We start from the raw sequence: 26,121 nt of genomic DNA, 5'->3' as shown, positions 1-26,121 counted from the left end.
GTCGCGCGCCGGTGGCTCGGTCAGCGCCGGAACAGCTTGTTGCCCAGCCACACCAGCGGGTCGTACTTCCGGTCGGCGACACGCTCCTTCATCGGGATCAGCGCGTTGTCGGTGATCTTGATGTGTTCCGGGCAGACCTCGGTGCAGCACTTGGTGATGTTGCAGTATCCGAGGCCGAACTCGTCTTGCGCGGCATCCCGCCGATCGGCGACGTCGAGCGGGTGCATGTCCAGCTCGGCGATTCGCATCAGGTATCGCGGTCCGGCGAATGCCGGCTTGTTCTCGTCATGGTCACGCACCACGTGGCAGGTGTTCTGGCAGAGGAAGCACTCGATGCACTTGCGGAACTCCTGCGAGCGCTCCACGTCGATCTGCTGCATCCGATATTCACCCGGCCGCAGATCGGCGGGTGGGGTGAACGAGGGGACCTCACGCGCCTTGGTGTAGTTGAACGACACGTCGGTGACCAGATCCTTCTCCACCGGGAAGGCGCGCAGCGGGGTCACCGTGATCAGGTCGGTCTCGGTGAAGGTCGACATGCGGGTCATGCAGAGCAGCCGCGGCCGGCCGTTCACCTCGGCCGAACACGACCCGCACTTGCCGGCCTTGCAGTTCCACCGCACCGCCAGATCGGGGGCTTGGGTGGCCTGGAGCCGATGGATGATGTCGAGGACGACCTCGCCCTCGTTCACCTCGACCGTATAGTCCTGCAGTTCGCCGCCGTCCTGGTCGCCGCGCCAGACCCGGAACTGTCCCTGGTACGTCATTTGGCGTCACTCATTTCAACGCGACCCTTCCGAGCCGGGATGTCCGGCCAGTTCTTCGTCGGTGTAGTACTTGCCCAGTTCCTCCAAGTCGAACAGGGCCAGCAGTTCCGGCTGCATCGGTTTCTGCTCCTCGAGCGTCACCGTGACCCGTGGCACCAGCGGGTCGGCGGCTCGTCCGGCCTGGTCGATCGAGCAGACCAGCAGGGTGTTGCGCCAATTCGGATCCATCGCCGGAAAGTCGTCGCGGGTATGCCCACCGCGGGACTCGGTGCGCAGCAGCGCGGCCTCGGCGACGCACTCGCTGATCAGCAGCATGTTGCGCAGGTCGAGCGCCAGGTGCCAGCCGGGGTTGAAGTGTCGGTCGCCGGCTACCGCGACCCGGCGGTAGCGGTCCCGCAGCTCGCCGAGCCGGCGGATCGCCTCGCGCATCTCCTCCGGTTTACGGATGATGCCGACCAGGTCGTTCATGGTCTGTTGCAGCTCCGCGTGCACGGTGTACGGGTTTTCGCTGTCGGGCGCGTCGACCGCGCGCTCGAACGGCGCCAGCGCGGTCGCGATGGCTGCGGTCAGATCGGTGGTGGATACGGTCGGCCGACGCGTGAGGCCCTGCACATAGCCGGCCGCGCCCAGCCCGGCACGGCGACCGAACACCAACAGATCCGACAGCGAATTGCCGCCGAGCCGGTTCGATCCGTGCATGCCGCCGGAGCATTCGCCCGCGGCGAAGATGCCGGAGATCGTGGCGGCGGCCGTGTCCGGGTCGACCTCGATGCCACCCATCACGTAGTGGCAGGTCGGGCCGACCTCCATCGGTTCGGCCGTGATATCCACGTCGGCCAGCTCTTTGAACTGGTGATACATCGACGGCAGCCGCCGCCGGATCTCCTCGGCCGGCAGTCGGGATGCGATGTCGAGGTAGACCCCGCCGTGCGGGCTGTTGCGACCGGCCTTGACCTCGGAATTGATCGCCCGAGCCACCTCGTCCCGGGGGAGCAGGTCGGGGGTGCGGCGGGCCGAATCGTTGTCGGCCAGCCACTTGTCCGCTTCGGCTTCGGTCTCCGCATACTGACCTTTGAACACCGGCGGGATGTAGTCGAACATGAACCGCTTGCCCTCGGAGTTCTTCAACACTCCGCCGTCACCGCGGACGCCCTCGGTGACCAGGATGCCCTTGACGCTGGGCGGCCACACCATCCCGGTCGGGTGGAACTGCAGGAACTCCATGTTGATCAGCGTCGCGCCCGCCCGCAACGCCAGGGCGTGGCCGTCGCCGGTGTACTCCCAGGAGTTCGAGGTCACCTTGTAGGACTTGCCGATCCCACCGGTCGCCAGCACCACCGCCGGGGTCTCGAACAGAACGAACGAGCCCGACTCGCGCCAGTAGCCGAACGCGCCGGCGACCCGCTGCTCGTCGAGCAGGAGATCGGTGATCGTGCACTCGGCGAAAATCTTGATCCGGGACTCGTAGTCGCCGGTCTCGGCGTAGTCCTCCTGCTGCAGCGAGACGATCTTCTGCTGCATGGTGCGGATCAATTCCAGGCCGGTCCGGTCACCGACATGGGCCAGCCGGGGCCAGGTGTGTCCACCGAAGTTGCGCTGGCTGATCCGGCCGTCCGCGGTCCGGTCGAACAGCGCCCCGTAGGTTTCCAGTTCCCACACCCGGTCCGGGGCCTCCCGCGCATGCAGCTCGGCCATCCGCCAGTTGTTCAGGAACTTGCCGCCCCGCATCGTGTCTTTGAAGTGCGTCTGCCAGTTGTCGTTCGAGTTGGCGTTGCCCATCGACGCCGCGCAGCCGCCTTCGGCCATCACCGTATGGGCCTTGCCGAACAGCGACTTGCACACCACTGCCACGGACAGTCCACGCTCCCGGGCCTCGATCACGGCGCGCAGGCCGGCACCGCCGGCGCCGATGACGACGACGTCGTAGGGATGGACGTCGTAAGGTTGCGCGCCGTAGGAATGTCGATCCACTTCGGTCATGTTGCCGCTGGTCCTCGGGGTTTCTGGGCGGGTGTGTTCTGCAGGATGGGGCGATTTCCGGGCTAGGTGCAACGACCGATCAGTTGACGAAGCGCAGGTCGCCGAACCAGCCGGCGGACAGCGCCATGATGTAGGCGTCGGTAGCGATCACCGTGAACAGCGAGATCATCGCGAACTGGCCGTGCCGGGTGTTCAGCTTGGAGACGAACGTCCAGTACCGGTACCGCAGCGGGTGCTTGGAGAAATGCTTGAGCCGGCCACCGACGACGTGTCGGCACGCGTGGCACGACAGGGTGTAGAGCCACAGGCAGACGACGTTGATCCAGATGATCACGGTGCCCAGACCGAAACCGAAGGCTTGTCCGTCGACGCCGTGGAACGACCGGACCGCGTCGTAGATGTTGATCAGGCCGAACAACACGGCGCCGTAGAAGAAGTAGCGATGCAGGTTCAGGCCGGTCAGCGGCAACTTGCTCTCGCCGGTGTACTTCTTGTGCGGCTCGGGTACCGCACAGGCCGCCGGGGCGAGGTAGAGCGAGCGCCAGCCCGCCTTGCGGTAGTAGTAGCAGGTGCCGCGGAAACCGGCCAGGACCACGAAGGTGATCAGCGAGATCGGGATGAACACCGGCATCTCGGGCAGGAACGTGCCGAAGTGGCTGGATCCGGGCTCGCACGACGCGCTTACGCACGGTGAGTAGATCGGCGTCAGATAGTGGTACTCGGGCGCCCAGTACCACCTGTTCATGAAGATCCGAACCGTCGCGTAGGCGATGAAGAACAGCAGGATCAGTCCGGTGGTCAGCGGCGACAGCCACCAATTGTCGGTTCGCAGCGTGCGCTCGGCGATCCGCGCTCGGGTCGGCCCGAAGATTCCGGTCGCGCCTTCGCGGTTCGATGTGGCCGTCATGCTGCGGTGACCGTCGTGCGGCGCCGGTCGACCAGTACGCGACTGCTTCGGCCGGACCTATCGGGTGTGACCATGATCTCCTCCGGCATCGATATGTGGCGTACCGCACCCTACGCCCCGGCGCGCGATCGTTCGCCGGGGTATGCGATCCGGCCGAGCGCCGACCGTTGGACGGCTGGTGTTGTGCGGCGTCGACAAGGTTCATGACGTAGTTCTTGCGGGTTGAGTGCATTGATGTACGATTAACAGACCGATAACCGGGTGAACATCCGGTTTTTGTCGGCACTGGCAGGGCTCCGTTCTGTTGGCTGCCGAATCGATGCGGCTGCTGTGCAGGAGTCGGTTCGAGTGGCTAAGAGGAGGTGCGTCGTGTCGTCGCGGTTGCGTTGGACGGGGCGGAATCCGGCCGTTTTCGGTACCGGGCGGGCGTCGGATCGGGCGCGGTCGATTCGGCTGCGCCAGCGTTCCACCTTCGCCTCGTTCGGGTTCTGCTCGACCCGAGGAGGACCATGCGAACGATGAGACGAGCGGCCATCGTCGCTCCGTGCCGTACGCCGGGTGGCGCTGAAGGCGGCCTGCTCGGCCAGGCCACCCCGGAGCGCCTGCTCAGCGCCGTACTCGATGCCGTCGTCGATCGGTCGGGGATCGACGCGGGATTGATCGAAGACATGGCGTTGGCGCAGCCGAGCCAGCCACTGGCCGCGGGGGTGATCGACGGGGTACCCGCTACCGTGGCCGGGCTCGATTCCGGACGGCGGCGGGCGAGTGGTTTGCAGGCGCTGATCACGGCGGCGATGACGGTCCAGACCGGGGCCGCCGACGTGGTGCTGGCCGGTGGGGTGGAGGGCGGTGCAGCGGGGCCCGACCCGATCGACGAAGGGGCGGTGCGCGACGCGGAGGAGCTGGCGCAGCGCTATGCGATTCGCCGGACGGCGGCGGACGCGTTTGCGGCGCAAAGCCATCGCAAGGCGGCCGACGCCTGGCAGCGGGGGAGCTTCGGCGACGAAGTGGTCCCGATCGACCTGCCGTATCAGCGCGATTCCTATCTGATCGCCCGGGACGAAGGGGTACGCCTGGACGCCTCGGCGGAGCGACTTGCCGAATTGCGCCCGTTCGTCGCGAACGGGGTGGTGACCACGGGCAATATGAGCAACCGTAACGTCGGTGCGTCGGCGTGTCTGGTCGTCGCCGAGGAGATGCTGGACGAGCTCGGGCTGATCCCGATGGCGTACTTTGCCGGGTGGGCCGCGGCCGGCCGGGACGGCCCGGATGCCGGGTCCGGCGCGGCGCCGGCAGTGGCCAAGTTGCTGAACAAGATCGGCATCACCCTCGACGACCTCGATCTGGTCGAGATCAACGAGGGGTTCGCGGTCGAGGTCTTGGCGTTGCTCGCCGAGTGGGATTGGGACAATGCCGGTCGGCTCAACGTCAACGGGTCGGCGATCTCGCTGGGCGACCCGGGAGGTGCGGCCGGGCTGCGCATCATGACCACGATGGTGCACCAGCTGTACCGCAGTGGCGGCAGTCTGGGCCTGGAGGCGATCTCGATGGGGCCCGACCATGGGATCGCGGCCTTGTTCGAGTCCGCGGGATCGTTCCGGCCGGACCCACGGCTGGTCGAAACGGCGCCGATGCCGCGGCCGGTGATACCGAACTCCCCGGCTCCGAGCAGGCGACTGGGGCCAGCCCGGTTCCGGACCACCTCCGGCAGCCGCTACGGACTCACCGGGCGGCATCGCCGGTAGGCGAGTCCGCTCAGCGAGTCCGTCCCGAGGTCAGCGGGTCCGTTCCCGAGAGTGGAAGCCGAGACCTTCGTCCTGGGCGCCGAGCCAGGCGTCCTCGTCGAACTTGCTGTCCGGGACGTAGATCACGTCGTTGCCCCGCCGGTGCGGCGTCGGCCGGGGCGCCTTCTCCAGCTCGGTGGTGTCGAGGTCGAGTCGCTCGACGTCGAGCGCCAGCCGTCGCACCGTGATGGTGTCGCCGTACTGCGTACGTAGCGCGGCGATGCACCGTTCCAGGTGACCGATCGTCTCGCGCAGATCGGTGATTCCGGAATCCGCCATGGCGAAACCTCCCAGCGACACGCCCAAATGTGACCTACTCCACAGTACGGGACAGATCCCGAACTCGCCGGAAGAGTTCGCGTCACGGGCCGATCAGGTCCGATTCCGGCAGCGTCGTCGTCCGGTCGCCGACGGTGAACCGGTTCACGAACGGGTCCGCGACTGTCGGATGCGAATCACGGCAGGTGTCCCGCGGCTCGATGCGGTTGTATCGATCTCTCTACCTTTTCACGTAGAAAATTTTAGATTTTCCGGACGACGTCGGCCGGGTGCTCGGTCGGGGCCAGCCAATCGCGGAGTGCGGTGTACCCGGCGTCGCAGTTGAGCAGCCCGAAGTGGCTGGTCGAGCCGAGATGTATGCCGCTGTCCGGGGTGAACCCGACTTGCCGGCGGCGGTTGTGCCCGCGAGCGCTGGGCACCAGCACCAGGCCGTCGCCGACGATCCGGCCGACCGGATGCCGCGGATTGCGGGTCAGGCTGGCCGAGATGAAGTAGTGCCGCGCGGACGGGAGCAGCGGTACCTCGGCCGCTGCGACGGCAGCCAGCGCGTCGGCGTCGCGGTCCCGCCAATCCTGTTCGACCAGCGAGCCGCCACGCAGATCGCGGATCCCGGCGCTGCGCCGCCGCAGCAGGTTGGCGAACGGTCGGGTCTCCGGAAGCCAGGCCAACGCGGCGCTGCCGACGTGCACCAACTGCGCCAGCGGAGCGCCGAAGTGGGGGCTGCCCAGGCTCACGGTGGATCGGACCAGATCGACCCAGTCGGCACCGACCGCGGAATGGCAGGCGCTGCGGCCGACCAGACCGCCCATCGAGTGCCCGATCAGCGCGATCTCGGTGACCGGCACCGGCCAGTGGGACACCAGTTCGGTCAGCAGCCGGTCGAGCTCCGCGCCGTTGTCGCTGATGTGCCGGCCGGTGTTGTAGCGGAGCAGCACCGGGCTGTACCCCAGGTCGGCGGCCAGTCGCTCGGCGTAGCTCGGCCCCTCGCCGTGTCGCCAGGCATGTTCGGTTTCCATCAAGCCGTGCAGGAACACCGCGATCCGTGGCCCGGCCGTCGGGAACGCGGCGCGCAGCCCCGGCCGATCGAGCGGCACCACGACGTTGTCGCAGCGCACGGTCATCGGCGGCGTGAGTGCCGGCGCGTCGATGGTCAGCGCGTCCCCGCGGAGTCCGTGCAGTATCCCGAGCAGGCCGGCGCCGGTGTCGGTGCCGGACGGTGCCGGGAGCGCATCCAAGCCGGGGGCGACGTCGGCGAGCTCGGCGCCGGCCTGCAAGGTCTGGCTGATCGCTTGATAGACGCCGCCGGCGATCAGGTCGTGCACGGTTTGCACGGCGGTGGCCGGCGGGCCGACACCGCGGCGGACACCGGCGAACACGCGGTCGGAGATGGCGCGGTGCACCGCGCCGACCCCGGTCGCCGCACCGGCCAGTTCGACGGCGGCGAGTCGGGCCAGCGCCCGGGTCTCGGATGCGGAAGAAGATTCAGGCACGTTCGATAGTGTACGACTGTTCACTGATTTGCTCGGTGTGAGTTGCCGGACTGTTGCGGCGCCCCCCGGCCCGCTGCCGAGCGGCGCGGCGTATCTCGGTGACCGCCCGGGTGCACGCCACGCCGGCCAGCAGCGATGCCGCGACGGCGAATCCGCGGTGGTCGCCGAACAGCGGGTAAACCTGCCAATGCACCAGGTAGACGAACAGCGAGGCCTCGGCCACGGCACCGACGCTCGTGGCGAGCAGCGCCGGGCAGCGCAAATTGGGCAGCCAGATCAGCCCGGCGATGCCGATCCCGACCAGCAGCCCGCGGCCGACGCTGTCGAAGTAGCCGAGCAAACCGACCACCAGCCCGGCCGTGACCAACAGCCGGCGGGGCAGGTCGGTTGCCGCCGCGGCCGCCCAGCCGAGCGCGAAGAACCAGAACGCGAGCAGCGAGTAGGTCGCCCCCGGCCCGGTTCCGAACGGACCGAACCGCACGGCCAGGCCCGCTAGCAGCACCGTTGCCGCGACGGCGAACGGTCGTCGCCGCTGCCAACGATCGACGGCGGGTATTGCGAGCAGTGTGCCGGCGCCGATCAGAATCCACACCAGCACCTCGACGAACCAGAGATGACCGGCGGTCGGGCTGTCGTGCGGACCCAACAGTTTCTGCGTTAGCAGCAGGTTCGACCAGCCGTAGTAGTGCTCGCCGAGCACCCCACCGACCACCATGATCACCGCGACCCAGGCGATCGTCGGCCCGGCGATCCAGGCGGTGGTGCGGGCCAGTTGCCCGATCCGCTGGGTCCGGGGTCGCCCGGTCAGCCGGAACCGGGCGAAGTTGTAACCGGCGACGGCGAGCAGCACGTGCGCCCCGCCCCACCACTGGAAGAGTCCGGCGTGCGCCGAGACCACCAGCACGATCGCGGCCGCCCGGAGGGCGACGCTGGTCTCGACCGTCGCGCCGATCCCGCGTCGGGTTCGCGATTGCGCCGACGCGGCCAGCTCCGCGACGGTCATCGTGTGCCAGCCGCCCGGCAGCCGGTGCAGCAGCCGTTCCAGCCGCACCGACATCGCCACATAGGTCAGCGAATCGCCACCCAGCCCGACGAAGCTGGCCTGCTCGCCGACCCGGTCCAGCGGCAGCTGCAGCACCTCGGCGTAGGCGGTGCGGATCGCCGCGACGGTGGTCGCTGCGCCGGTTACCGGGGCGGCGACCACGTCGGCTGCCGGCTGCGCACCGAGCGCACGAACCCGGTGGAGGTCGGGTTTCCCGTTCGGCAGTCGGGGCAGCGCGTCGAGCCGGAGCAGCCGGACGGCGGTAGCCGGCAGCCCGGTCGACTCGGTCACCACGCGTTCGGCGCGACTGTCGGAGCCGGTGACCGCGACCAGCAACATCCCGGCGCCGTCGTCGACGCAGATTGCCGGGATGCCCGCGGCGGCCAGTGCCGACTCGACCCGCTGCAGATCGATCCGGAGACCGAACAGTTTGGCCAGCCGGTTGCGCCGGCCGATCACCTGGTACAGCCCGTCCGGGTCGCGCCGGGCGATATCGCCGGTGCGTAACTCGTGCACCGTCGCGCCTGCCGCCAGGTCGGCCGGCCCGGTGGCGTAACCGAGCATCACGTTCGGCCCGCGGTACACAAGTTCACCGACGGTGCCGGCTTCGGCGCTGGGGTCGTCTCGACCGCCGGTGTCGTCCGGCTGTTCGTCGACCGGGTCCAACCGGAACTCACCGCCCGGGATGGGCCGGCCGATCGATTCCGGGCGGCGCGCGGCCAGCTCCGGCGGCAGGTACGCCATCCGGGCGGTCGCCTCGGTGGCGCCGTACATCACGAACAGCTGCCAGCCGCGATCCGCGCCGAGCTGCGCGAACCGGCGGACCCGTTGCGGCTCCATCCGGCCGCCGGCTTGGGTCAGATACCGCAACCGCGGCAGCGCGCGTTCGGCGAATCCGGTCCGTTCCAGCAGCTCGAAGGTGTACGGAACGCCGGCCAGGCTGGTGCCGCCGTGCCGCTCGAACTGCGTCCAGAACTGCTCGTCGGTCACCGACCGGTCGGTGACGATCAGTCCGGCCCCGGTGAACAGGTGGGAGTGCACCACCGACAGGCCGTAGCAGTAGGCGAACGGCAGGCTGGTGATCGCGCGGTCGTCCGGTCCGATCGCCAGGTACTCGGCGATGGCCGCGGCGTTCGTCGTCAGGTTGGTCGCGGACAATCGGACCAGCTTCGGCGCGCCGGTCGAGCCGGACGTGCTGAGCAGCAGCGTCAGCTCGGGGTGCAGTCGATGCCGGGTGCCGGCCCGACGCTGATCCGGTTCGGTGCCGTCCAGCAGGACGTCGGGGGCATGACGGTCCAGCAGCTCGGTACTGTCTGCGCCGGGGGTGAGCGGGAGCACTGCATGCCCGCCGGCCAGCGCCCCGAGGTAGCCGGTCAGCGTCGCCAGGTCGTTGCGCGCCGTGATCGCCACGAGCCGGCGGACCGGGCCGAGCCGGTCGGCCGTCGCCGCCACCGCGTCCGCCAGCTCGGCGTAGCCGACCACCCGGTCCGGGACGAGTACGGCCGGTCGCGAACCGTATGCCCGGAACCGCTCGAGCAGACCGAGCGGATCGGTCACGGTGGTGGGTGACCGTTACCGGCGAGATCGGCCGGAAAGGCGATCGCGCTGCCCTGCACATCGATGCGCACCCGGCTGTGCAGCGCGGTCCCGATCACGCTGGCCTGGCGCACCGCGACCGGGGTACCGGCCAGGTCGACGGTCAGCTTCATCTCGGCGCCGAGGAATTCGGTGGCGACGACGGTGCCGTCCGGGTGTGCGACGGCGGTGCCGTCCGGGTGTGCCGCACGGGTGACCAGCTGCTCCGGCCGGAGCATGACCGTCGCGGCGCCGCTCGCGTTGCCGGCCACCGGAATCCGGCCCAGCAGGCAGTCGGCGACGCCGCCGTCGATGGTTGCCGGCAACAACACACAGTCGCCCAGGAACGCCGCGGTGAACCGGTCCACCGGTTGCGCGTACACCTGTTGTGGGGTGCCGACCTGGGTGAAGCGGCCGGCCCGCATGACCGCGATCCGATCGGCGAAGGAGAGCGCCTCTTCCTGATCGTGGGTGACCAGCAGCGTGGTCACCCCGGCCTCGGCCAGGGTCGTCGCCACCGCCGCTCGGGTCGCCGCCCGCAGCCCGGCGTCCAGTGCGCTGAACGGTTCGTCCAGCAGCATCAATACCGGCTGCCGGGCCAGTGCCCGGGCCAGCGCAACCCGCTGCTGCTGGCCGCCGGACAGTTCGTGTGGCCGGCGGCGGGCGAAGTCGGCGGGCAGCGCCACCATGTCGAGCAGCGCGCGCACCCGATCGGCCCCGGCCCGGCGGCGACGCTGGGCGGCCGGCAGACCGTAGGCGATGTTCTGCTCCACGCTCAGGTGCGGGAACAACGCACCGTCCTGGGCGACATAGCCGATCTGGCGGCGGTGCGGGGGGACGAAGGTCCGGTTCGAGCTGACGGTCTCGCCGTCGATCGTCACCGACCCGGCGTCCGGGGTCTCGAATCCGGCGATCAAGCGGAGCAGGGTGGTCTTGCCGCTGCCGGAGGCCCCGATCACGGCGGTCCGCCGGCCGCCGGCCAGCTGTAGATCCACCCCGCGCAGCACCGGTTGGCCGGCGAACGATTTGGCCAGGTCGGTCACGACGATCTCGCTCATCCGCCGGCCACCTTTCGGGATTGCCGGAAGAGCAGGTAGGTCACCGGCAGGGTGAGCAGCACCATGATCACCGCGTACGGTGCGGCAGCGGCGTAGTCGAGTTCGCTGCTCCACGACCAGAACCGCATGGACAAGGTGCGGGTGCCGGTCGGCGCGAGCAGCAGCGTCGCGGTCAGTTCGGTCGCCACCGCGACGAACACCAGCGCGGCGCCGGATGCGGCGGCCGGGGCGGTGAGCCGGGCGGTGATCGCGGCGAACGTGGCCGCCGGCGACCGGCCGAGCGACCGGGATGCCTCCTCCAGCGCGATCGGCGCCTGGGCCAGCCCGGCTCGCAGGCTGACCAGCGCTCGGGGCAGGAACATCAACACGTAGGCGAACAGCACCAGCGGCACCGTCTGATAGAGCGGCCGGGCGTACCGGATCGAGATCGTGATCAATGCCAGTGCGGTGACGATTCCGGGCAGCGCGCTGGTCACGTAATTGCTGCCCTCCACCGCTCGGGCCAGCGGGCCGCGATACCGGACGGCCACCCAGGCCACCGGAAATGCCGCGATCACCGCGATCGCCGCCGCCGCGGCGGACAGTCCGATCGTCTGGCCGAGTGCGTTGCCGATGTCGTCGATCGACCAGATCGCGGCGCCGCCGATCCGCAGCCAACGGGCCAGCGTCCAGATCGGTACGCCGAGCGCCAGGGCGGCGAGTCCGCCGAGGAACGCCAACGCCGGGACGGTGTACCCGCCGAGCCGGAGCGGTGGGTTCGGTCGCGGCGCGCCGGCGCCGATCCGGGCGTAGCGGGCGTTGCCCCGGGCCCCGGCCTCGGCGATCAGCAACACCAGGCAACACAGCACGAGCACGCCGGCCAGCATGCTGCCCGCGGCCCCGGCGAAGGTGGACTGATACTGCTCGAAGATCGCGGTGGTGAAGGTGTCGAAGCGGAGCAGCGCGAATGCGCCGTACTCGGCCAGCAGATGCAACGCGATCAGCAGGCCGCCGCCCAGCACGGCCAGCCGCAGCTGTGGCACGACGACCCGGAAGAACACTCCGAACGATCCGGAGCCCAGCGATCGGGCGGCGTCTTCCATCGCCGGATCCAGCCGGCGCAGGGTGGCCGCGGCCGGCAGGTAGATCAGCGGAAAGTAGGACAGGGTGGCGACGAGAACGGCCGGTGCGAGCCCGTGCGCCGACGGGATCGCGGTGACCCAGGCGTAGCTGTTCACGAAGGCCGGAACCGCCAACGGCGCGGCGAACACCGGCGCCCACCAGGCGCGGCCGGGCAGGTCGGTGCGCTCGACCAGCCAGGCCGCCGTCACGGCCAGCACCACGCAGAGCGGTACGGTGACAAGCAGTAGTGCTGCGGTGTTGCCGAGCAGCTCGGCGACCCGCTGCCGGGCCACCAGCCGGTAGGCCCGGTCCCACCCGGTGTCGGCAAACGACCAGACGACGTAGCCGAGCGGGATCAGTGTCCCGGCTGCGAGCAGCGTCACCGGGACGGTGAGAAACGGTCCGGGGCGCATCCGCACCTAGAGCAGACCGGCTTCGGTCATCAGCTCGACCACCTTCTGCGACTGCAACTTCGACGGGTCGACCGACGGTGCCTGGAGCTGGTCGAGCGGGACCAACTTCGGGTTGGACGGCACGCCGCTGCCGACGGTGTACTCGTAGGCATCGCCGGACTGCAGGACCTCCTGGCCGGCCTTACCGGTGACGAACTCGATGAACTGCTGCGCCTGCGCCGCGTGTTTGCTGGATTTCAGCACGCCACCGCCGGACAGGCTGACGAAGGCGCCCGGGTCCTGGTTGCGGAAGTAGTACAGGTCGGTGTTGCCGCTGTTTTCCTTGGTCTTGGCCTGGTCGGCGAACCAGTAATAGTGGTAGATCAGTCCGCCCGGCACCTCGCCGGCGTTGACCGCCTTCATCGTGGCGATGTTGTCCTGGTAGGCGACCGCGTTCGTCTTCATCCCGGCCAGCCAGGTACGGGTGGCTTCCTCGCCCTTCAACTCCAGGTAGGCGGCGACGATCGCCTGGAAGTCGGCTTTCGCCGGCGGCGCGCCCCAGCGACCCTTCCACTCCGGTTGCTGCAGGTCGGTCATCGACTTCGGCAACTGGTCGGCCGGCAGCTTGTCCTTGTTGTAGATGAACACCGTGGTGCGCGCCGCCACCCCGGTCCACTTGCCGGTGGACGGTCGGTACTGCTGCGGAACCTGGGCCAGCGTGGCCTGATCGAGATCGGCGAACAGTCCCGCGTTCTCCACCAGCACCATCGCCGGTGAGTTCTCGGTGAGGAACACGTCCGCCGGCGAGCGATCGCCCTCGGCGACCAGCTGATTGCCGAGGTCGATGTCGCCACCCTGGCGGTACTCGACCTTGATTCCGGTCTCCGCGGTGAACTCGTCGATCCACTTCTTGGTCAGAGATTCGTGCTGCGCGTTGTACACGAGCAGCGGGTCGTCACTGCCGCTGTCGCCGTCCGACGAGCAACCGGCCGCGGCCAAGGCGGCGACCAGGGTCGTTGCGGCGAACAGTCGCGTCCAGCTCGTTCGCATCAGGGCGTCGCCTTTCGGGCAAGCAGCGCCGCCGACGCGACGCATTAGCTGAGGTTTACCTAAAGCCCAGGCTAGCCCACGACGCAAGGGGCAGATGTGCAGACCCGGCCGGTGGCCGGGCCGAGGTCGGTTACGGGCACCGGTAGGTAGCCGGCTGCCCGCCGTTCAGCAACTGGGTGAGTGCGACGCCGAGTCGGCAGGTGATGCCGAGTGCGGCCATCGTCGAACCGGTGCCGGTGGAGCCGGTCGCCGAGCCCGTCGCCAAACCGGTGGCCGAACCGGTCGCGGAACCGGTGGGCAGCGCGGCGGCGATTGCGGGGCTACCGGTGGCGATCGCCAGCGCAGCGACAATGGTCAGGAAAATTTTGCCGGCCATGATGAAACACCCCTCTGCGTTGCCCGTTCAATTGGTACCCAGAGTACGGATTTATCCCCGAAAGGGGCCTCGACTGCCGATGGAGATGCCGGATCGTGCTCGATCAGTCGTGCTGGGCGCGCAGATACCGGCCGAAATGTGGAACGGTGAAGCCGATCGTGCCGCGTTCGGCGGAGTAGATCAGGCCTTTCTTGATCAGCCCGTCCCGGGCGGGCGACAACGAGGCGGGTTTGCGACCGAGCTCGCGCGCCACCGCGGCGGTGGCCACCGGGCCGTCGTCGCCGGAGAGGTCGGCCATCGCCCGCATGTATTCGCGCTCCGCCGGGGTAGCCCGTTCGTAGCGGGAGCCGAAGAAGCCGACGGCCAACTCTTCTTCGGCGGCCGGCGCGGATACCGCTACGTCGCGCTCGGTGACCGGGCTCTGCGGCGCTTGGTCCCAGGTTGCCTTTCCGTATGCCTGGACGAAATACGGATAGCCGTCGGTCTTGGCGTACAGCGCGTCGAGCGCTTCCTCGGTGAATTGCACGTCTTCGTCGGCCGCCGGTGCGATCAGTGCGAGATCGGCCGCCGCGCGCTCCAGCCGATCGATCCGATGGTAGGAGAACAGGCGCTCGGAGTAGCTCTTCGAGGCCGACAGGACCGCCGGCAGATGCGGCAAGCCGGCGCCGACCACGATCAGCGGCGCGGCGTCCTGACTGAGCTCGTGGCAGGCGCCGCAGATCGCCGACACGTCCGCGGCGCCGACGTCCTGCATCTCGTCGATGAAGACGGCCAGTCCGACGCCGACGTCGCGGGCCAGTGCGGCCGCCTCCAGCAACAGCTCGACCAGATCGATCTCGATGTCGCCGGAATCTGCCCGGCCGCTCACCGCCGGCACGTCGATACCCGGTTGCCAGCGCTCCCGCATGCCTTTGTCCGCGGTGGCGCGCAACGCGAACGCCTTGAGGATACCGAGAAAGTCGTCCACCCGCTCGGGGTTGCGATGCGCGGCGGCGATCGCCCGCACCGCCATGTGCAGTGCCGAGGACAGCGGCCGGCGCAGATCTTGATCGGGCCGGGCTTCGATCTTGCCGGTGCCCCAGCCGCGGGAGATGGCCGCCGAGCGAAGTTGGTTGAGCAGGACGGTCTTTCCGACGCCACGCAAGCCGGTGAGGACCACGGAGCGTTCGGGTCGGTTCCGGGCGATGCGCTCGAGTACTACGTCGAAAGCGTCGAGCTGGCGGTCGCGGCCGGCGAGTTCCGGCGGTCGCTGGCCCGCGCCCGGGGCGTACGGGTTGCGTACCGGATCCACGTCGCCCGACGTTACCCGGCCGTATCGAAAAATCTCGGCATCTCTAAGGCGTGTCCTAGAGATGCCGAGATTTTGGTGGTGGGCTCGGCTGGGGCCGCTCGACCTCATGCGCCCACACGTGGCGGGTGGGCTAGATGCACACCGTGCTCGAGCCCAGGTCGATGCACAGATCAACCCAGGAGGTCGAGCCGGACGACAGCGCCTGCTGGATCGGGAGTTCGATCGGAGTCGCGGACGCCGCGGGCGCGGCGAGCAATCCGAGGGTGGCGACGGCGGCTGCACAAGCGGCTATTCGGCCGGCGGATATGGATATTCGGGTATGCAACGAGATCACTCTCCGTTGAGATCGAGATAACGGGACTACTTCAGAGTAGGGTGACTCGGTTGCGGGTCCGTGGAAAGATATCGATGCGTTACGCGCGCTGCCGCGCGATGAAACGGGGCCGCATCGATCGGGACGCTCAGACGCAGATCTCCGACGATCCGGTGGTGATACAGCCGAGCGAACCGAAGGTTCCGGCGGGCACGGTCGGCAGCTCGACGGTGGCCGGCAGGCCCGGCAGGTTCGGTAGCTGAAATGATGCCGCAGACGCCGCGGGGGCGGCGCCGAGTCCGATTGCAGCGACGGCTGCAGCTCCGGCGACGGTGCGGACGAGAATTGTTCGGGTACGCAACGAGATCACTCTCCACTGAATCGAAGGACGATAGCCTTCGTCAGAGTATCCGCTTTCCCGCCGGCTCAATCGGTCGATCGGTGTGTGCGCGCAGCTGCGCAGAGACCGCGCGGTCTCGCTCCGCGCCCATTCCGACCAGTAGGTCCACCTGGATAGCGGCAAGATTGCCGAGAGCGGTGGCCTCGTCCGGCCCGAAGAAGCCGGCCAGCTCGAGCAGCACCGCGCCGTGCACCACCGTCCACAGTCGGCCGGCGACCGCCACTGCGGGATCGGCGCGAACCTGCCCGGTCCCGATGACCGCCTCGACCGCGCGAACCAGCTCGCCGAACGCCGCATCGTCGGCGGCCGGCGGTGGGCCGGTTGCCGCTCGGTCGATCGGCTCGCAGGGGCCGGGTCGGTTGTTGGTCAGGCCCAGCATGAGCCGATATCGCTGGGGGCTGTCCAGGGCGAACGCCCGGTAGGTCAGGCCGAGGGTGAACAGGTCGGTCAGCGGATCGCCGGTACGCGGCGCGCCGGCCAGGGTCGCCGCGAACCGCTGGTAGGACTCGTCGATCAGGGCGTCCAGCAGGCCGGGCAAGCCGTCGAAGTGGGTGTAGAGCGCCATCGTGGACAGGCCCGCCTCGGTTGCGATCCGGCGGGCCTGCAGCGCTTCGGCGCCCTCGGTCTCCAGGAGTCGTCGGCCGGCCGCGACCAGGCGGTCGCGTGCGTTGATCGGCCTCATCCTTGGCAAACGTCCATAACAGTGTTATACCCATATAACGGCGTTATGGAAGGCGGATGTGATGTCCAACCGATTTCTGCACGGCACCTTTGCTCCGATCCGGGAGGAGCACACCCTGACCGAGCTGGCGGTCACCGGCCGGATACCGGACTTTCTGGACGGCCGCTACCTGCGGAACGGGCCGAACCCGGTCGGTGCCGTCGATCCGGATCGTTACCACTGGTTCCTGGGTGACGGGATGGTGCACGGCATCCCGTCACCCAGGACGGTCGGGCTCGGTGGTACCGCAACCGCTCGGTGCGCAGCCCCGCGGTCGCTGCGGCACTCGGCGAACCGTCCGAGCCGGGCGGGATCTACTCCTTTGCGGCGAACACCAACATCGTCGGGCACGCCGGGCGGACGCTGGCGTTGGTCGAGTCCGGCGTCACCTGTTACGAGCTCACCACCGAGCTGGACACCATCGGTGTCTGGAACGGCGACGGCCGGCTACGCGGCGGCTACACCGCACATCCGCACCGCGACCCGGCCACCGGGGCGTTGCACGCGGTGTCCTACGAACTCGGCCGGACCGAGGTCGAGTACTCGGTGATCGGTGCGGACGGTCGGACCGAGCGGACCGAACTGATCGACGTCGGCGGCACGCCGTTGATGCACGACTTTTCGCTCACCGAGGACTATGTCGTGCTCTACGACCTGCCGGTCACCTTCGAGGTCGGCGACCTGTTGCCCCCCGAGCTGCCGCGGCCGCTGCGCACCCCGACCCGACGGCTGTTGTCGGCGTTGCTCGGCCGGGTGCGGGTGCCGGATCCGCTCGCGGCGCGGCTACCGCGCGATCCGGCCGACCGGCGGTTGCCCTACCGCTGGAATCCGGACCGGCCGGCGCGGGTCGGGGTGCTGCCGCGCGCCGGCCGCGCTGCGGACGTGCGGTGGTTCGAGGTGCCGCCGTGTTACGCCTTCCACACGATGAACGCCTATCAGGACGGCGCCGCCGTCGTCGCGGATCTGGTCCGTTACGACCGGATGTTCGATATCGACCGGACCGGTCCGGGCGAGACGATGCCCGCGTTGGAGCGGTGGGTGATCGATCTGGCGGCCGGGACGGTGCGACAGCAGCGGCTCGACGATCAGGGCCAGGAGTTTCCCCGGTTCGACGAACGGCGGACCGGCCACCGGTATCGCTACGGCTATGCAATATCGGTCGGCGCGGGTTTGCACAACGGGGACGTGCTGTACAAACACGACCTGTGCAGCGGAAGCGCCGCGGCCCGTTCCTTCGGTTCCGGCATGGAGCTGGGCGAGTTCGTCTTCCAGCCGGCGGCGCCGGACGCCGCCGAGGACGACGGCGTGCTGCTCGGCTTCGTCACCGACCGGGCTGCCGACCGGACCCACCTCGCGATCCTGGACGCCGGGTCGTTGGAGTCGCTGGCCGCGGTCCAGTTGCCGCATCGGGTGCCGGCCGGCTTCCACGGAAACTGGCTGCCTACCGATTTCTAGCCGACGCTAGGCGGGTTGCTAGATCCTCGAAGATTGTCGATATTCGGCACCGATCCGGCCGTCGCAGCGGCGCGGTGCGACCGTGTTCGTGCCGCCACCGGTCACGAACGCCGGCCCCGGAGGGGAATGACGCGGTTCGGTAACGACGACCGTGATCTGTGATCGGATAGTTGCGGAGACCGCATGACGCCCGGCTGAACTGGACATTTCCGCCCGTGTCCGGCGTGTCGCGGGGCGTGACTGGACAACAGCGGGTATGGACTCGTAACCTTGCCGTGATCTTATGAGTTACCGCCGCTCTACCCGAACGGCATCGTGAGATCACCGCCTAATCGGTGTACCCCACCGAGCCGGGGACCCAAACGTTTGTTGGGGTGAATCCTCACCGCTGGTGTCGGCCAAGTCGATATCGGACATCGAGGTAGGGCTGCGCTTCCAGGCCCGAACCCGTCAGCTAACTCGGTCGGTGGTCGAATGGAAGATCGGAGACGCATCTCTGTGGGTAAACACAGCATGCAGCGCGAGTCACGGCTTACGGGGTCCGTGCGCGGTGCGATGGTGGTCGGGGCCCTCACGACCGGCACGATCGCACTTCCCACCGCTCCCGCACTGGCCACCACGGTGAATATCCCGGGTCTCGGCGACATCCAGGTCCCGGACCTGCCGCAGTTGCCGGAGATCGGCAATCTGCCCCAACTTCCGGCGCCGACGCCGGGTGCGCAGGCACCCGGTCCGTTCGGTCTGCCACAGCTCAGCGTGCCGAACCTGCCGGTGCCGGAGCTGGCTGCCCCCGCTCTCCCGGCCGCCCCCGCGCTGCCGCAGCTCCCGTCGGTCTCGAACGCCGCGCAACGTGCGCTCAGCGCGGCCGAGTCCAAGGTCGGTGCCCAGTACGTCTGGGGCGCCAGCGGCCCGTTCGCTTTCGACTGCTCCGGCCTGGTCCAGTGGTCCTACCGGCAAGCCGGCATCGAACTTCCGCGGACCAGCTTCGCGATGGCCGGCGTCGGCGCGCCGGTGGACTCCAACTCGATTCAGCCGGGCGACATCGTCGTGCAGAACGGTGGTGCGCACGTCGCGATGTACGCCGGCGACGGCCAGATCGTGCACGCGTCGACCGAGGGTGTGCCGGTCCAGTACGCACCACTGGACTGGGGCAACGTCTACACCGCCCGTCACATCGGCTGACCGAGCCCGAGCCTGACCGAGCAGCACGAACTCCGCCGAACCGCCCGGGTCGATGCATGGACCTGGGCGGTTCGCCTGTTCAAGACGCGCTCGGCCGCCGCTGCGGCGTGCCGAGCCGGGCACGTGCGGGTGAACGGCAACCCGGCCAAGCCGGCTCAGCCGGTGCATGCCGGTGACGAGATCCGGCTCCGCGTCGCCGGCCGGGAACGCGTTGTCGTCGTCCGAGAGCTCGTCGTCAAGCGGGTCGGCGCGCCGGTCGCGGCGCAATGTTTCGACGATCGCAGTCCGCCGCCACCGCCGCCGGAGGTCGTGGCCGCGCTGCCGCGTCGCGACCGCGGCGCCGGCCGGCCGACCAAACGTGACCGACGCGACACCGATCGATTACGCGGTCGCTGAGCTGTCGGGCTCGCGGCCGGCGGGGTATTGCTGCGCGGCCGAGACCGGCCCAATTATCGTGAGCCGCATGCCGCACACCGTTCGTGGAGTCATCGCTCGTCGCAAGCAGGCGCCGACCGAGGTGGTGGACGTCGTGATTCCCGATCCGGGCCCGCACGACGTCGTCGTGTCGGTGCAAGCCTGCGGTGTCTGCCACACCGACCTCGCCTACCGCGAGGGCGGGATCAACGACGAGTATCCGTTCCTGCTCGGGCACGAGGCCGCGGGCACGGTCGAGTCGATCGGATCGGCGGTGACCCATGTCGCGCCCGGTGACTTCGTGGTGCTGAACTGGCGCGCAGTGTGCGGCCGGTGCCGAGCCTGCCGTCGCGGCCGTCCGTGGTACTGCTTCGACACGTTCAACGCGAGCGTGCCGATGACCTTGGCCGACGGGACACCGCTCACGCCGGCGTTGGGTATCGGCGCGTTCGCCGACAAGACCCTCGTTCACGAAGGTCAATGCACCAAGGTGAATCCGGACACCGACCCGGCGGTGGCCGGTCTGCTCGGTTGCGGGGTGATGGCCGGCCTCGGTGCGGCGATGAACACCGGCGAGGTCGGCCGCGGCGACTCGGTCGCGGTGATCGGCTGCGGCGGGGTCGGTGATGCGGCGATCGCCGGGGCCCGACTGGCCGGCGCGACCACGATCATCGCGATCGACCGGGATCCGGCCAAGCTGGCCTGGGCGGGTGAGCTGGGCGCCACGCACACCATCGACGGCTCGCAGACCGACGACGTGGTGTCCGCTGTCCGGGAGTTGACCGGCGGGCACGGCGCCGACGTCGTGATCGACGCGGTCGGTCGCCCGGAGACCTACCGCGACGCGTTCTACGCGCGGGATCTGGCCGGCACCGTGGTGCTGGTCGGGGTGCCGACCCCGGAGCTGACGCTGCAGCTGCCCTTGGTCGACTTCTTCTCCCGCGGTGGCGCATTGAAATCGTCGTGGTACGGCGACTGCCTGCCCGAGCGCGACTTTCCGATGCTGATCGACCTGTACGAGCAGGGCAGATTGCCGTTGGACAAGTTCGTCACCGAACGGATCGCGCTCGCCGACGTCGAGCAGGCGTTCGCGGCGATGGCGGACGGCCGGGTGCTGCGTTCGGTGGTCCAGTGGTGAGCGGCCTGCGGATCGACCGGGTGATCACGTCGGGCAAGTTCACGCTCGACGGCGGTACCTGGGACGTGGACAACAACATCTGGCTGGTCGGCGACGACCACGAGGTGGTGATCGTCGACGCCGCACACGACGCCGCACCGATCTTGGCCGCGGTGGGTGATCGAACGGTGCGGGCGATCGTGGTAACCCACGGGCACAACGATCACATCGGGGTCGCGCCCGAGCTGTCCGCGGCGACCGGAGCTCAGGTACTGCTGCATCCCGGGGACGACATGCTGTGGCAGCAGACCCATCCCGACGTACCGCACGGCGATCTGGCGGACGAGCAGGAGATCCCGATCGCCGGGACGGCGCTGCGGGTTCATCACACGCCGGGCCATTCGCCGGGGTCGTCGGTGCTCTACGCACCCGAGGCCGGGGTGTTGTTCAGCGGAGACACCCTTTTCCTCGGTGGTCCGGGCGCAACCGGCCGGTCCTACTCCAGCTACCCGGTGATCGTGGCGTCGATCCGGCGCAGCATCTTCACGCTGGACCCGGCGGTCCAGGTCTGCACCGGGCACGGCGACGCGACCACCGTCGGTGCCGAGGCCGACACGTCGCGGGACTGGCCGGAGCCGTAACCCCCACCCGGTCGCCCGGGTGTGCCGGGCGGTGCGATCAACGGGGGAGCTGTCGGTGCGACGCCGGCGGTTCGGTCGGGTGCTCCACCGCGAGCAGCCAGACCACCCGCAGCATGAGCGCGATACACAGGGCTGTGCAGAACAGGACGGTAAGCATTGTGGTACCTCGCGTTCCCTCGGTTGCTCTCTTGGCCGTACTCCTGGGTTGAACCGCGCGTTGTGCGAACCACGCAGTGTCTGAACCACGTACTGTCTGAACCACGCACTGCCGCACGGGTTTCCGCTCGGTGCAGGGCGATCGGGCCGTTCGCTGGAGCAGCTCGGTGGTACTCCGTAATCAGCTCTGTAGCTGGATAGCTCTGTATCTGGGATAGCAGAGCGCGCGATGTCCGGCGGGGAGGGCGGCGGCGTGTCGGGGGAACCGGTACCGGCGCGTTATCTCTGGTTGCCGTGCACGTGCAGGGGCGCGGCGTGCCGCTCGTCGGCATCTGTTCCGTAGCGGCGGGGCCGATCCATGGTCAAGAGCCAGGTGATCCGGAGGGCGAGGAGCACGCCCAGGATTATCACGATCGCAATGGTCATTCATCTACCTCGAATACGTCGAACTCGATGAGATCTCGGCTGTTCCAAGCAGTGAAGTCGTGCAGCCCAACCCGAATCAGGGTGGACGGGGCTATCGGGTACCGGATCCGGGTTCGCGTTGCGCTGTCGATCGGGTGCGACCGGGATCCTAGAACTTGTTGCGTGACAATACACTTGTCCCGCCGAACGGGCGAATTAGCTTGCCGGGTAAGTAATTTCGATCGGCTAACTAACCGCGCGCCATGTCGACGAACCGGCTCAGATGTAGTTGGTGCGCGACGGTGATCGTTGCGGTCGGGCCGTTGCGGTGCTTGCCCAGGATCAGATCGGCCTCGCCGCCGCGTGGGTCGTCGCGCTCGAAGGCATCCGGACGATGGAGCAGGATCACCATGTCCGCGTCCTGTTCCAACGAGCCGGACTCGCGCAGGTCGGCCACCATCGGCTTCTTGTCGGTGCGCTGTTCCGGACCGCGGTTCAGCTGACTGATCGCGACCACCGGCACCTCCAGCTCCTTGGCCAGCAATTTCAGCGAGCGGGAGAACTCCGAAACCTCTTGCTGCCGCGACTCGACCTTTTTCCCGGAGGTCATCAGCTGCAGGTAGTCGACAACCACCAGCTTCAGGTCATGACGTTGCTTGAGTCGCCGCGCCTTCGCCCGGATCTCCATCATGGTCAGGTTCGGCGAGTCGTCGACGAACAGCGGCGCTTCGCTGATCTCACTCATCCGCCGGGCCAGCCGGGTCCAGTCGTCGTCGCTCATCCGGCCGGAGCGCATGTCGCCCAGCTTGATCTTGGCCTCGGCCGAGAGCAACCGCATCACGATCTCGGTGCGGCTCATCTCCAGCGAGAAGATGACGCTGGCCATGCCGTGCCGGACCGAGCAGCTGCGCATGAAGTCCATGCCCAGCGTGGACTTGCCGACGCCGGGTCGGGCCGCCACGATGATCATCTGGCCGGGGTGCAAACCGTTGGTCACCTCGTCCAGCTCGGTGAAGCCGGTCGGCACGCCGAGCGAGATGCCGCCCCGGCTGGCGATCGAGTCGATCTCGTCCATCGTGGGCTGCAGCAGCTCCTCGAGCGGGACGAAATCCTCCGCGGTACGCCGCTCGGTGACGTCGTAGATCTCCGCCTGCGCTCGGTCCACCACCTCGGCCACGTCCTGGCCGTCGGCGCCACCGTAGCCGTACTGCACGATGCGGGTGCCGGCCTCCACCAGTCGGCGCAGGATGGCCTTCTCGGCGACGATATTGGCGTAGTAGCCGGCGTTTGCCGCCGTGGGCACGGTCTGGGTCAGCGTGACCAGGTAGGGGGCGCCGCCGATCCGGCGCAGCTCACCGCGGCGGTCCAGCTCGGCGGACACGGTCACCGGGTCGGCCGGCTCGCCGCGCGCGTACAGATCGAGCACGGCGTCGTACACGCTCTGGTGCGCCGGGCGATAGAAGTCGCCCGGCCGGAGCACTTCCAGCACGTCGGCGATCGCATCCTTGCTGAGCAACATGCCGCCGAGTACCGACTGCTCGGCGGCCGGATCGTGCGGCGGTTGGCGGCCGAAATCCTCGCCCGGCGGGGGTTCGGCCGGGGCTGGGTATTCGGCAAGCCCTCGATCATCGACTACGGCCACTCGGTAGATCCCTTCTGTGACACGAAGGGTGTTTGTGACACCGTGTTTCGCGCTATCGATACTGCTCTTCCAGCTGGTACTGCACTTGCGGCTGGTACTGCTCGTCCGGCTGATCCTGCTCGTGTCGTACTCCGGAACCTTGTTGTACTCCGGACCACCGACACGAACCGCCGACCGATCGCTGTCGTCGGCGGATACCGGGCACAGCTTGCGGCCAGAAAATCACGTGCAACGGCCGGTTCGGTTATCTGATCGGTACGTTAGGGCCGGTGCCGCCGCCTACCCAACTCGCATTGTGCATACCGTTGGGGACGGTATGTGAAATGCCCAGGAGTTCTGTGTGCACCGGGTGTGGACTACTTGGGGAAAAGTATTCACAGTCATACTGTTTATGCAGGTGAAGGACTATTTCCTGGCGCTGGAGCCTGTGGATTGAACCCCGTCCGGCGTGTCGTCTCGGGCCGGTCTTCCGGCGTGTTGGCCGGGGGTAACGACCGACCGGTCTGGCGCGATAGTACCGAAAGCCCGAATACCAACCGGTGTGTAAAAGCAGGCGATGCGTGCCCCGGCGACGAGCGGGCCGGCTGGACCGGGTCTGGTTACCAGTTGGCTATCGCTGTCGATGTGCGTGATCTGCTGCCGGTCCGATCTCGGCCCGTCGTGAGCACTGCCTGTCGTGAACTCTGCCTGCCGTGAGCCCTGTCCGGCCCGCCGACCACAACGAAAGGGCCCCGCACCGTTGGGTGCGGGGCCCTTTCCTTGCCGGAGGCAGATCTGCGGGACGGATCAGCCGCCGACGACGTCGAGCTCGAAGCCGGCCACCACGTCCGGATGCAGGTTCACCGTGATCCGGTGTTTGCCGGTCGCTTTGATATGTGTCTTCGGCAGGGCGACCGAACGCCGATCGACGATCGGGCCGCCGGCGGCTTTCAGCGCGGTGGCGACATCGGCCTGGGTGACCGAGCCGAACAGCTTGCCCGACGCGCCGGTCTTCACCGCGAGCTGGACCGGTGGCAGCCCTTCGATGGCCGTCTTGAGTTCGTTCGCGTGATCCAGGCCGCGCACCCGGCGGGCTTCTTGGGCCCGGCGGATGCCCTCGACCTGCTTCTGCGCACCCCGGCTGGCGACGATCGCCAAACCTCGCGGCAACAGAAAATTACGGCCGTAGCCGTCCTTGACCTCGACGGTGTCGCCGGGCCCGCCGAGGTGGTCGACGTCGGCAGTGAGGATCAGTTTCATCGCAGATGTCCTCTCTCAGCGGGCGGTCGACACGTACGGCAGCAGCGCCACCTCGCGCGAGTTCTTGACGGCCACGGCAATGTCGCGCTGGTGCTGGACGCAGTTGCCGGTAACCCGGCGGGCGCGGATCTTGCCGCGGTCGCTGACGAACTTACGCAGCAACGTCGTGTCCTTGTAGTCGATGCGAGCGGCCTCGCCGCTGCGGGCAGTGCAAAATGCGCACGCCTTTTTCTTGATCACCTTTTCCCGTGCGGGGGCCTTGGCCATCGTCTTCTCCGTGTTTCGTTTCGTCCAGCTGTCTTGTTGTTCAGAACGGTGGCTCGTCGTCGGCCCGGCCGCCGCCGAAGGAGCCGGCCGCCTGTGGCGCGCTGCCCCACGGATCGTCGCCGCCGCTGCCGCCGCTCTGGCCGCCCCGGCTGCCGCCACCCCCACCGCTGCCGTAGCTACCGCCACCACCGCCATTGCCGCCGCCGCTCCCGCCACCGCCGCGGCTGGCGCGATTCACCTTCGCGGTTGCGTAGCGCAGCGACGGGCCGATCTCGTCGACCTCCAGCTCCACCACCGTGCGCTTCTCACCCTCGCGGGTCTCGTAGGAGCGCTGTTTGAGCCGGCCGCTGACGATCACCCGGGAGCCGCGGGTCAGGCTTTCGGCGACGTTCTCCGCCGCCTCCCGCCAGATGTTGCAGCGCATGAACAGGGCATCCCCGTCGCGCCATTCGTTGGCCTGCCGGTCGAAGATGCGCGGCGTGGAGGCGACGGTGAAATTGGCCACCGCCGCTCCAGCCGGAGTGAATCGGAGCTCCGGATCCGCGGTCAAGTTTCCGATGACCGTGATGATGGTGTCGCCTGCCATGTCGTTCCTCCCCGCCCGGGCGGTTCGTCTTCGCGCTCGATCTGTTACCGATCGCCGTCGCGGCCCACCCTAGGCCCAACCACCGACAACCGGCCGGGGTCACGAGCGAACGACGATCGCCGCCGTCACTTGTCGCGGCGCATCACCTTGGTGCGCAGCACCGATTCGTTCAGGCCGAGCTGTCGATCGAGCTCGCTGACGGTAGCGGGTTCGGCGTCGATCTGGACCACGGCGTAGATGCCCTCGGTGTGCTGGGCGATCTCGTAGGCGAGTCGACGCTTACCCCAGATATCGATGTTGTCGATCTTGCCGCCGTCCTGGCGGACCACGTTGAGCAAGGTATCCAGGGACGGAGCGACGATGCGCTCATCCAGATTCGGATCCAGGATGACCATCAGTTCGTAATGACGCATGAGACCTCATCACCTCCTATGGACTGTGAACGGCCGTGGACTGTCCACGGCAGGAGGGTCGCCTGCGTCGGCAACCCA

The 26,121-nt window shown here is 68.4% G+C and carries 24 protein-coding genes, 1 pseudogene and 1 riboswitch; of the genes and pseudogenes, 6 read left to right on the top strand and 19 right to left on the bottom strand.

Annotated features, from left to right (window positions below; all coding sequences use genetic code 11):
• Positions 1-20 precede the first annotated feature (20 nt).
• From KV203_RS18240 to KV203_RS18230, 3 genes are all read right to left on the bottom strand, one after another.
• On the bottom strand, positions 21-767 hold the full coding sequence (locus tag KV203_RS18240) for a succinate dehydrogenase/fumarate reductase iron-sulfur subunit (protein WP_066469368.1): 747 nt from the start codon (positions 765-767) through the stop codon (positions 21-23).
• Between the two features lie 15 nt (positions 768-782).
• Positions 783-2,747, bottom strand: coding sequence for a fumarate reductase/succinate dehydrogenase flavoprotein subunit (locus KV203_RS18235; protein ID WP_066469369.1), 1,965 nt, complete (start codon positions 2,745-2,747; stop codon positions 783-785).
• 79 nt (positions 2,748-2,826) lie between these two features.
• Positions 2,827-3,654, bottom strand: a complete 828-nt coding sequence (locus KV203_RS18230) for a hypothetical protein (RefSeq protein WP_066469370.1) — start codon at positions 3,652-3,654, stop codon at positions 2,827-2,829.
• A gap of 518 nt (positions 3,655-4,172) precedes the next feature.
• On the opposite strand from KV203_RS18230, the gene KV203_RS18225 reads away from it, so the two are divergent.
• On the top strand, positions 4,173-5,399 hold the full coding sequence (locus KV203_RS18225; protein WP_083529994.1) for a thiolase family protein: 1,227 nt from the start codon (positions 4,173-4,175) through the stop codon (positions 5,397-5,399).
• A gap of 30 nt (positions 5,400-5,429) precedes the next feature.
• On the opposite strand, the gene KV203_RS18220 is transcribed toward KV203_RS18225, so the two are convergent.
• The 10 genes from KV203_RS18220 to KV203_RS18175 all read right to left on the bottom strand — a co-directional run bounded on the left by KV203_RS18220 (position 5,430) and on the right by KV203_RS18175 (position 16,487).
• The gene (locus KV203_RS18220; RefSeq protein WP_066469377.1) at positions 5,430-5,717 is read right to left on the bottom strand and encodes a hypothetical protein; all 288 of its coding nucleotides are present in this window, start codon (positions 5,715-5,717) and stop codon (positions 5,430-5,432) included.
• Positions 5,718-5,959: 242 nt separating this feature from the next.
• Complete coding sequence (locus KV203_RS18215) at positions 5,960-7,207, bottom strand: esterase/lipase family protein (RefSeq protein ID WP_066469380.1); 1,248 nt, start codon at positions 7,205-7,207, stop codon at positions 5,960-5,962.
• Positions 7,200-9,806 carry an AMP-binding protein gene (locus tag KV203_RS18210; RefSeq protein ID WP_246600214.1) on the bottom strand — a complete coding sequence of 869 codons (2,607 nt, stop codon included), beginning with the start codon at positions 9,804-9,806 and terminating at the stop codon, positions 7,200-7,202. The genes KV203_RS18215 and KV203_RS18210 overlap by 8 nt, the downstream gene beginning before the upstream one ends.
• Complete coding sequence (locus KV203_RS18205; RefSeq protein WP_066469382.1) at positions 9,803-10,882, bottom strand: ABC transporter ATP-binding protein; 1,080 nt, start codon at positions 10,880-10,882, stop codon at positions 9,803-9,805. The genes KV203_RS18210 and KV203_RS18205 overlap by 4 nt, the downstream gene beginning before the upstream one ends.
• Positions 10,879-12,396 (bottom strand): ABC transporter permease, encoded by a 1,518-nt coding sequence (locus KV203_RS18200; RefSeq protein WP_066469623.1) that lies wholly within the window; start codon positions 12,394-12,396, stop codon positions 10,879-10,881. The genes KV203_RS18205 and KV203_RS18200 overlap by 4 nt, the downstream gene beginning before the upstream one ends.
• Positions 12,397-12,402: 6 nt before the next feature.
• Positions 12,403-13,425 (bottom strand): iron ABC transporter substrate-binding protein, encoded by a 1,023-nt coding sequence (locus KV203_RS18195; protein ID WP_066469389.1) that lies wholly within the window; start codon positions 13,423-13,425, stop codon positions 12,403-12,405.
• Between the two features lie 130 nt (positions 13,426-13,555).
• Complete coding sequence (locus KV203_RS18190; RefSeq protein ID WP_066469391.1) at positions 13,556-13,801, bottom strand: hypothetical protein; 246 nt, start codon at positions 13,799-13,801, stop codon at positions 13,556-13,558.
• Positions 13,802-13,904: 103 nt separating this feature from the next.
• Entirely contained in the window at positions 13,905-15,092 is a 1,188-nt protein-coding gene (locus KV203_RS18185; protein WP_066469394.1) for an AAA family ATPase, read from the bottom strand.
• Positions 15,093-15,553: 461 nt separating this feature from the next.
• Positions 15,554-15,766, bottom strand: a complete 213-nt coding sequence (locus KV203_RS18180) for a hypothetical protein (RefSeq protein ID WP_157079770.1) — start codon at positions 15,764-15,766, stop codon at positions 15,554-15,556.
• A gap of 40 nt (positions 15,767-15,806) precedes the next feature.
• Positions 15,807-16,487: a TetR/AcrR family transcriptional regulator gene (locus KV203_RS18175; protein WP_066469399.1), complete on the bottom strand. Its 681-nt coding sequence runs from the start codon at positions 16,485-16,487 to the stop codon at positions 15,807-15,809.
• A gap of 61 nt (positions 16,488-16,548) precedes the next feature.
• Here KV203_RS18175 and KV203_RS18170 point away from each other — a divergent pair.
• The 5 genes and pseudogenes from KV203_RS18170 to KV203_RS18150 all read left to right on the top strand — a co-directional run bounded on the left by KV203_RS18170 (position 16,549) and on the right by KV203_RS18150 (position 21,335).
• A pseudogene (locus KV203_RS18170) lies at positions 16,549-17,981 on the top strand (carotenoid oxygenase family protein).
• A gap of 315 nt (positions 17,982-18,296) precedes the next feature.
• Positions 18,297-18,466, top strand: a riboswitch (cyclic di-AMP (ydaO/yuaA leader).
• 58 nt (positions 18,467-18,524) lie between these two features.
• The gene (locus KV203_RS18165) at positions 18,525-19,163 is read left to right on the top strand and encodes a C40 family peptidase (RefSeq protein WP_083529995.1); all 639 of its coding nucleotides are present in this window, start codon (positions 18,525-18,527) and stop codon (positions 19,161-19,163) included.
• Between the two features lie 12 nt (positions 19,164-19,175).
• Positions 19,176-19,559 (top strand): RNA-binding S4 domain-containing protein, encoded by a 384-nt coding sequence (locus tag KV203_RS18160; protein ID WP_066469402.1) that lies wholly within the window; start codon positions 19,176-19,178, stop codon positions 19,557-19,559.
• A gap of 67 nt (positions 19,560-19,626) precedes the next feature.
• Positions 19,627-20,715 carry an S-(hydroxymethyl)mycothiol dehydrogenase gene (locus KV203_RS18155; RefSeq protein WP_066469628.1) on the top strand — a complete coding sequence of 363 codons (1,089 nt, stop codon included), beginning with the start codon at positions 19,627-19,629 and terminating at the stop codon, positions 20,713-20,715.
• Positions 20,712-21,335 carry an MBL fold metallo-hydrolase gene (locus KV203_RS18150; protein WP_066469630.1) on the top strand — a complete coding sequence of 208 codons (624 nt, stop codon included), beginning with the start codon at positions 20,712-20,714 and terminating at the stop codon, positions 21,333-21,335. Before KV203_RS18155 ends, KV203_RS18150 begins: the two co-directional genes overlap by 4 nt.
• A gap of 435 nt (positions 21,336-21,770) precedes the next feature.
• Here KV203_RS18150 and KV203_RS18145 read toward each other — a convergent pair whose 3' ends face one another.
• The 6 genes from KV203_RS18145 to rpsF all read right to left on the bottom strand — a co-directional run bounded on the left by KV203_RS18145 (position 21,771) and on the right by rpsF (position 26,043).
• Positions 21,771-21,917, bottom strand: a complete 147-nt coding sequence (locus KV203_RS18145; protein WP_157079771.1) for a hypothetical protein — start codon at positions 21,915-21,917, stop codon at positions 21,771-21,773.
• 229 nt (positions 21,918-22,146) lie between these two features.
• Positions 22,147-23,538 carry a replicative DNA helicase gene (dnaB, locus tag KV203_RS18140; protein WP_066469405.1) on the bottom strand — a complete coding sequence of 464 codons (1,392 nt, stop codon included), beginning with the start codon at positions 23,536-23,538 and terminating at the stop codon, positions 22,147-22,149.
• 786 nt (positions 23,539-24,324) lie between these two features.
• Positions 24,325-24,777: a 50S ribosomal protein L9 gene (rplI, locus tag KV203_RS18135; RefSeq protein WP_066469408.1), complete on the bottom strand. Its 453-nt coding sequence runs from the start codon at positions 24,775-24,777 to the stop codon at positions 24,325-24,327.
• Positions 24,778-24,792: 15 nt separating this feature from the next.
• A complete protein-coding gene (rpsR, locus tag KV203_RS18130; protein WP_066469410.1) occupies positions 24,793-25,044 on the bottom strand; it encodes a 30S ribosomal protein S18 in 252 nt (83 codons plus the stop codon).
• Positions 25,045-25,084: 40 nt separating this feature from the next.
• Positions 25,085-25,630 carry a single-stranded DNA-binding protein gene (locus KV203_RS18125; protein WP_066469412.1) on the bottom strand — a complete coding sequence of 182 codons (546 nt, stop codon included), beginning with the start codon at positions 25,628-25,630 and terminating at the stop codon, positions 25,085-25,087.
• Positions 25,631-25,755: 125 nt separating this feature from the next.
• On the bottom strand, positions 25,756-26,043 hold the full coding sequence (gene rpsF / locus KV203_RS18120) for a 30S ribosomal protein S6 (RefSeq protein ID WP_066469414.1): 288 nt from the start codon (positions 26,041-26,043) through the stop codon (positions 25,756-25,758).
• Positions 26,044-26,121: the final 78 nt, after the last annotated feature.

Origin of the sequence: Skermania piniformis, assembly GCF_019285775.1 — a bacterium.
Taxonomy (GTDB): domain Bacteria; phylum Actinomycetota; class Actinomycetes; order Mycobacteriales; family Mycobacteriaceae; genus Skermania; species Skermania pinensis.
This window is presented reverse-complemented; position numbering and strand designations above follow the sequence as displayed.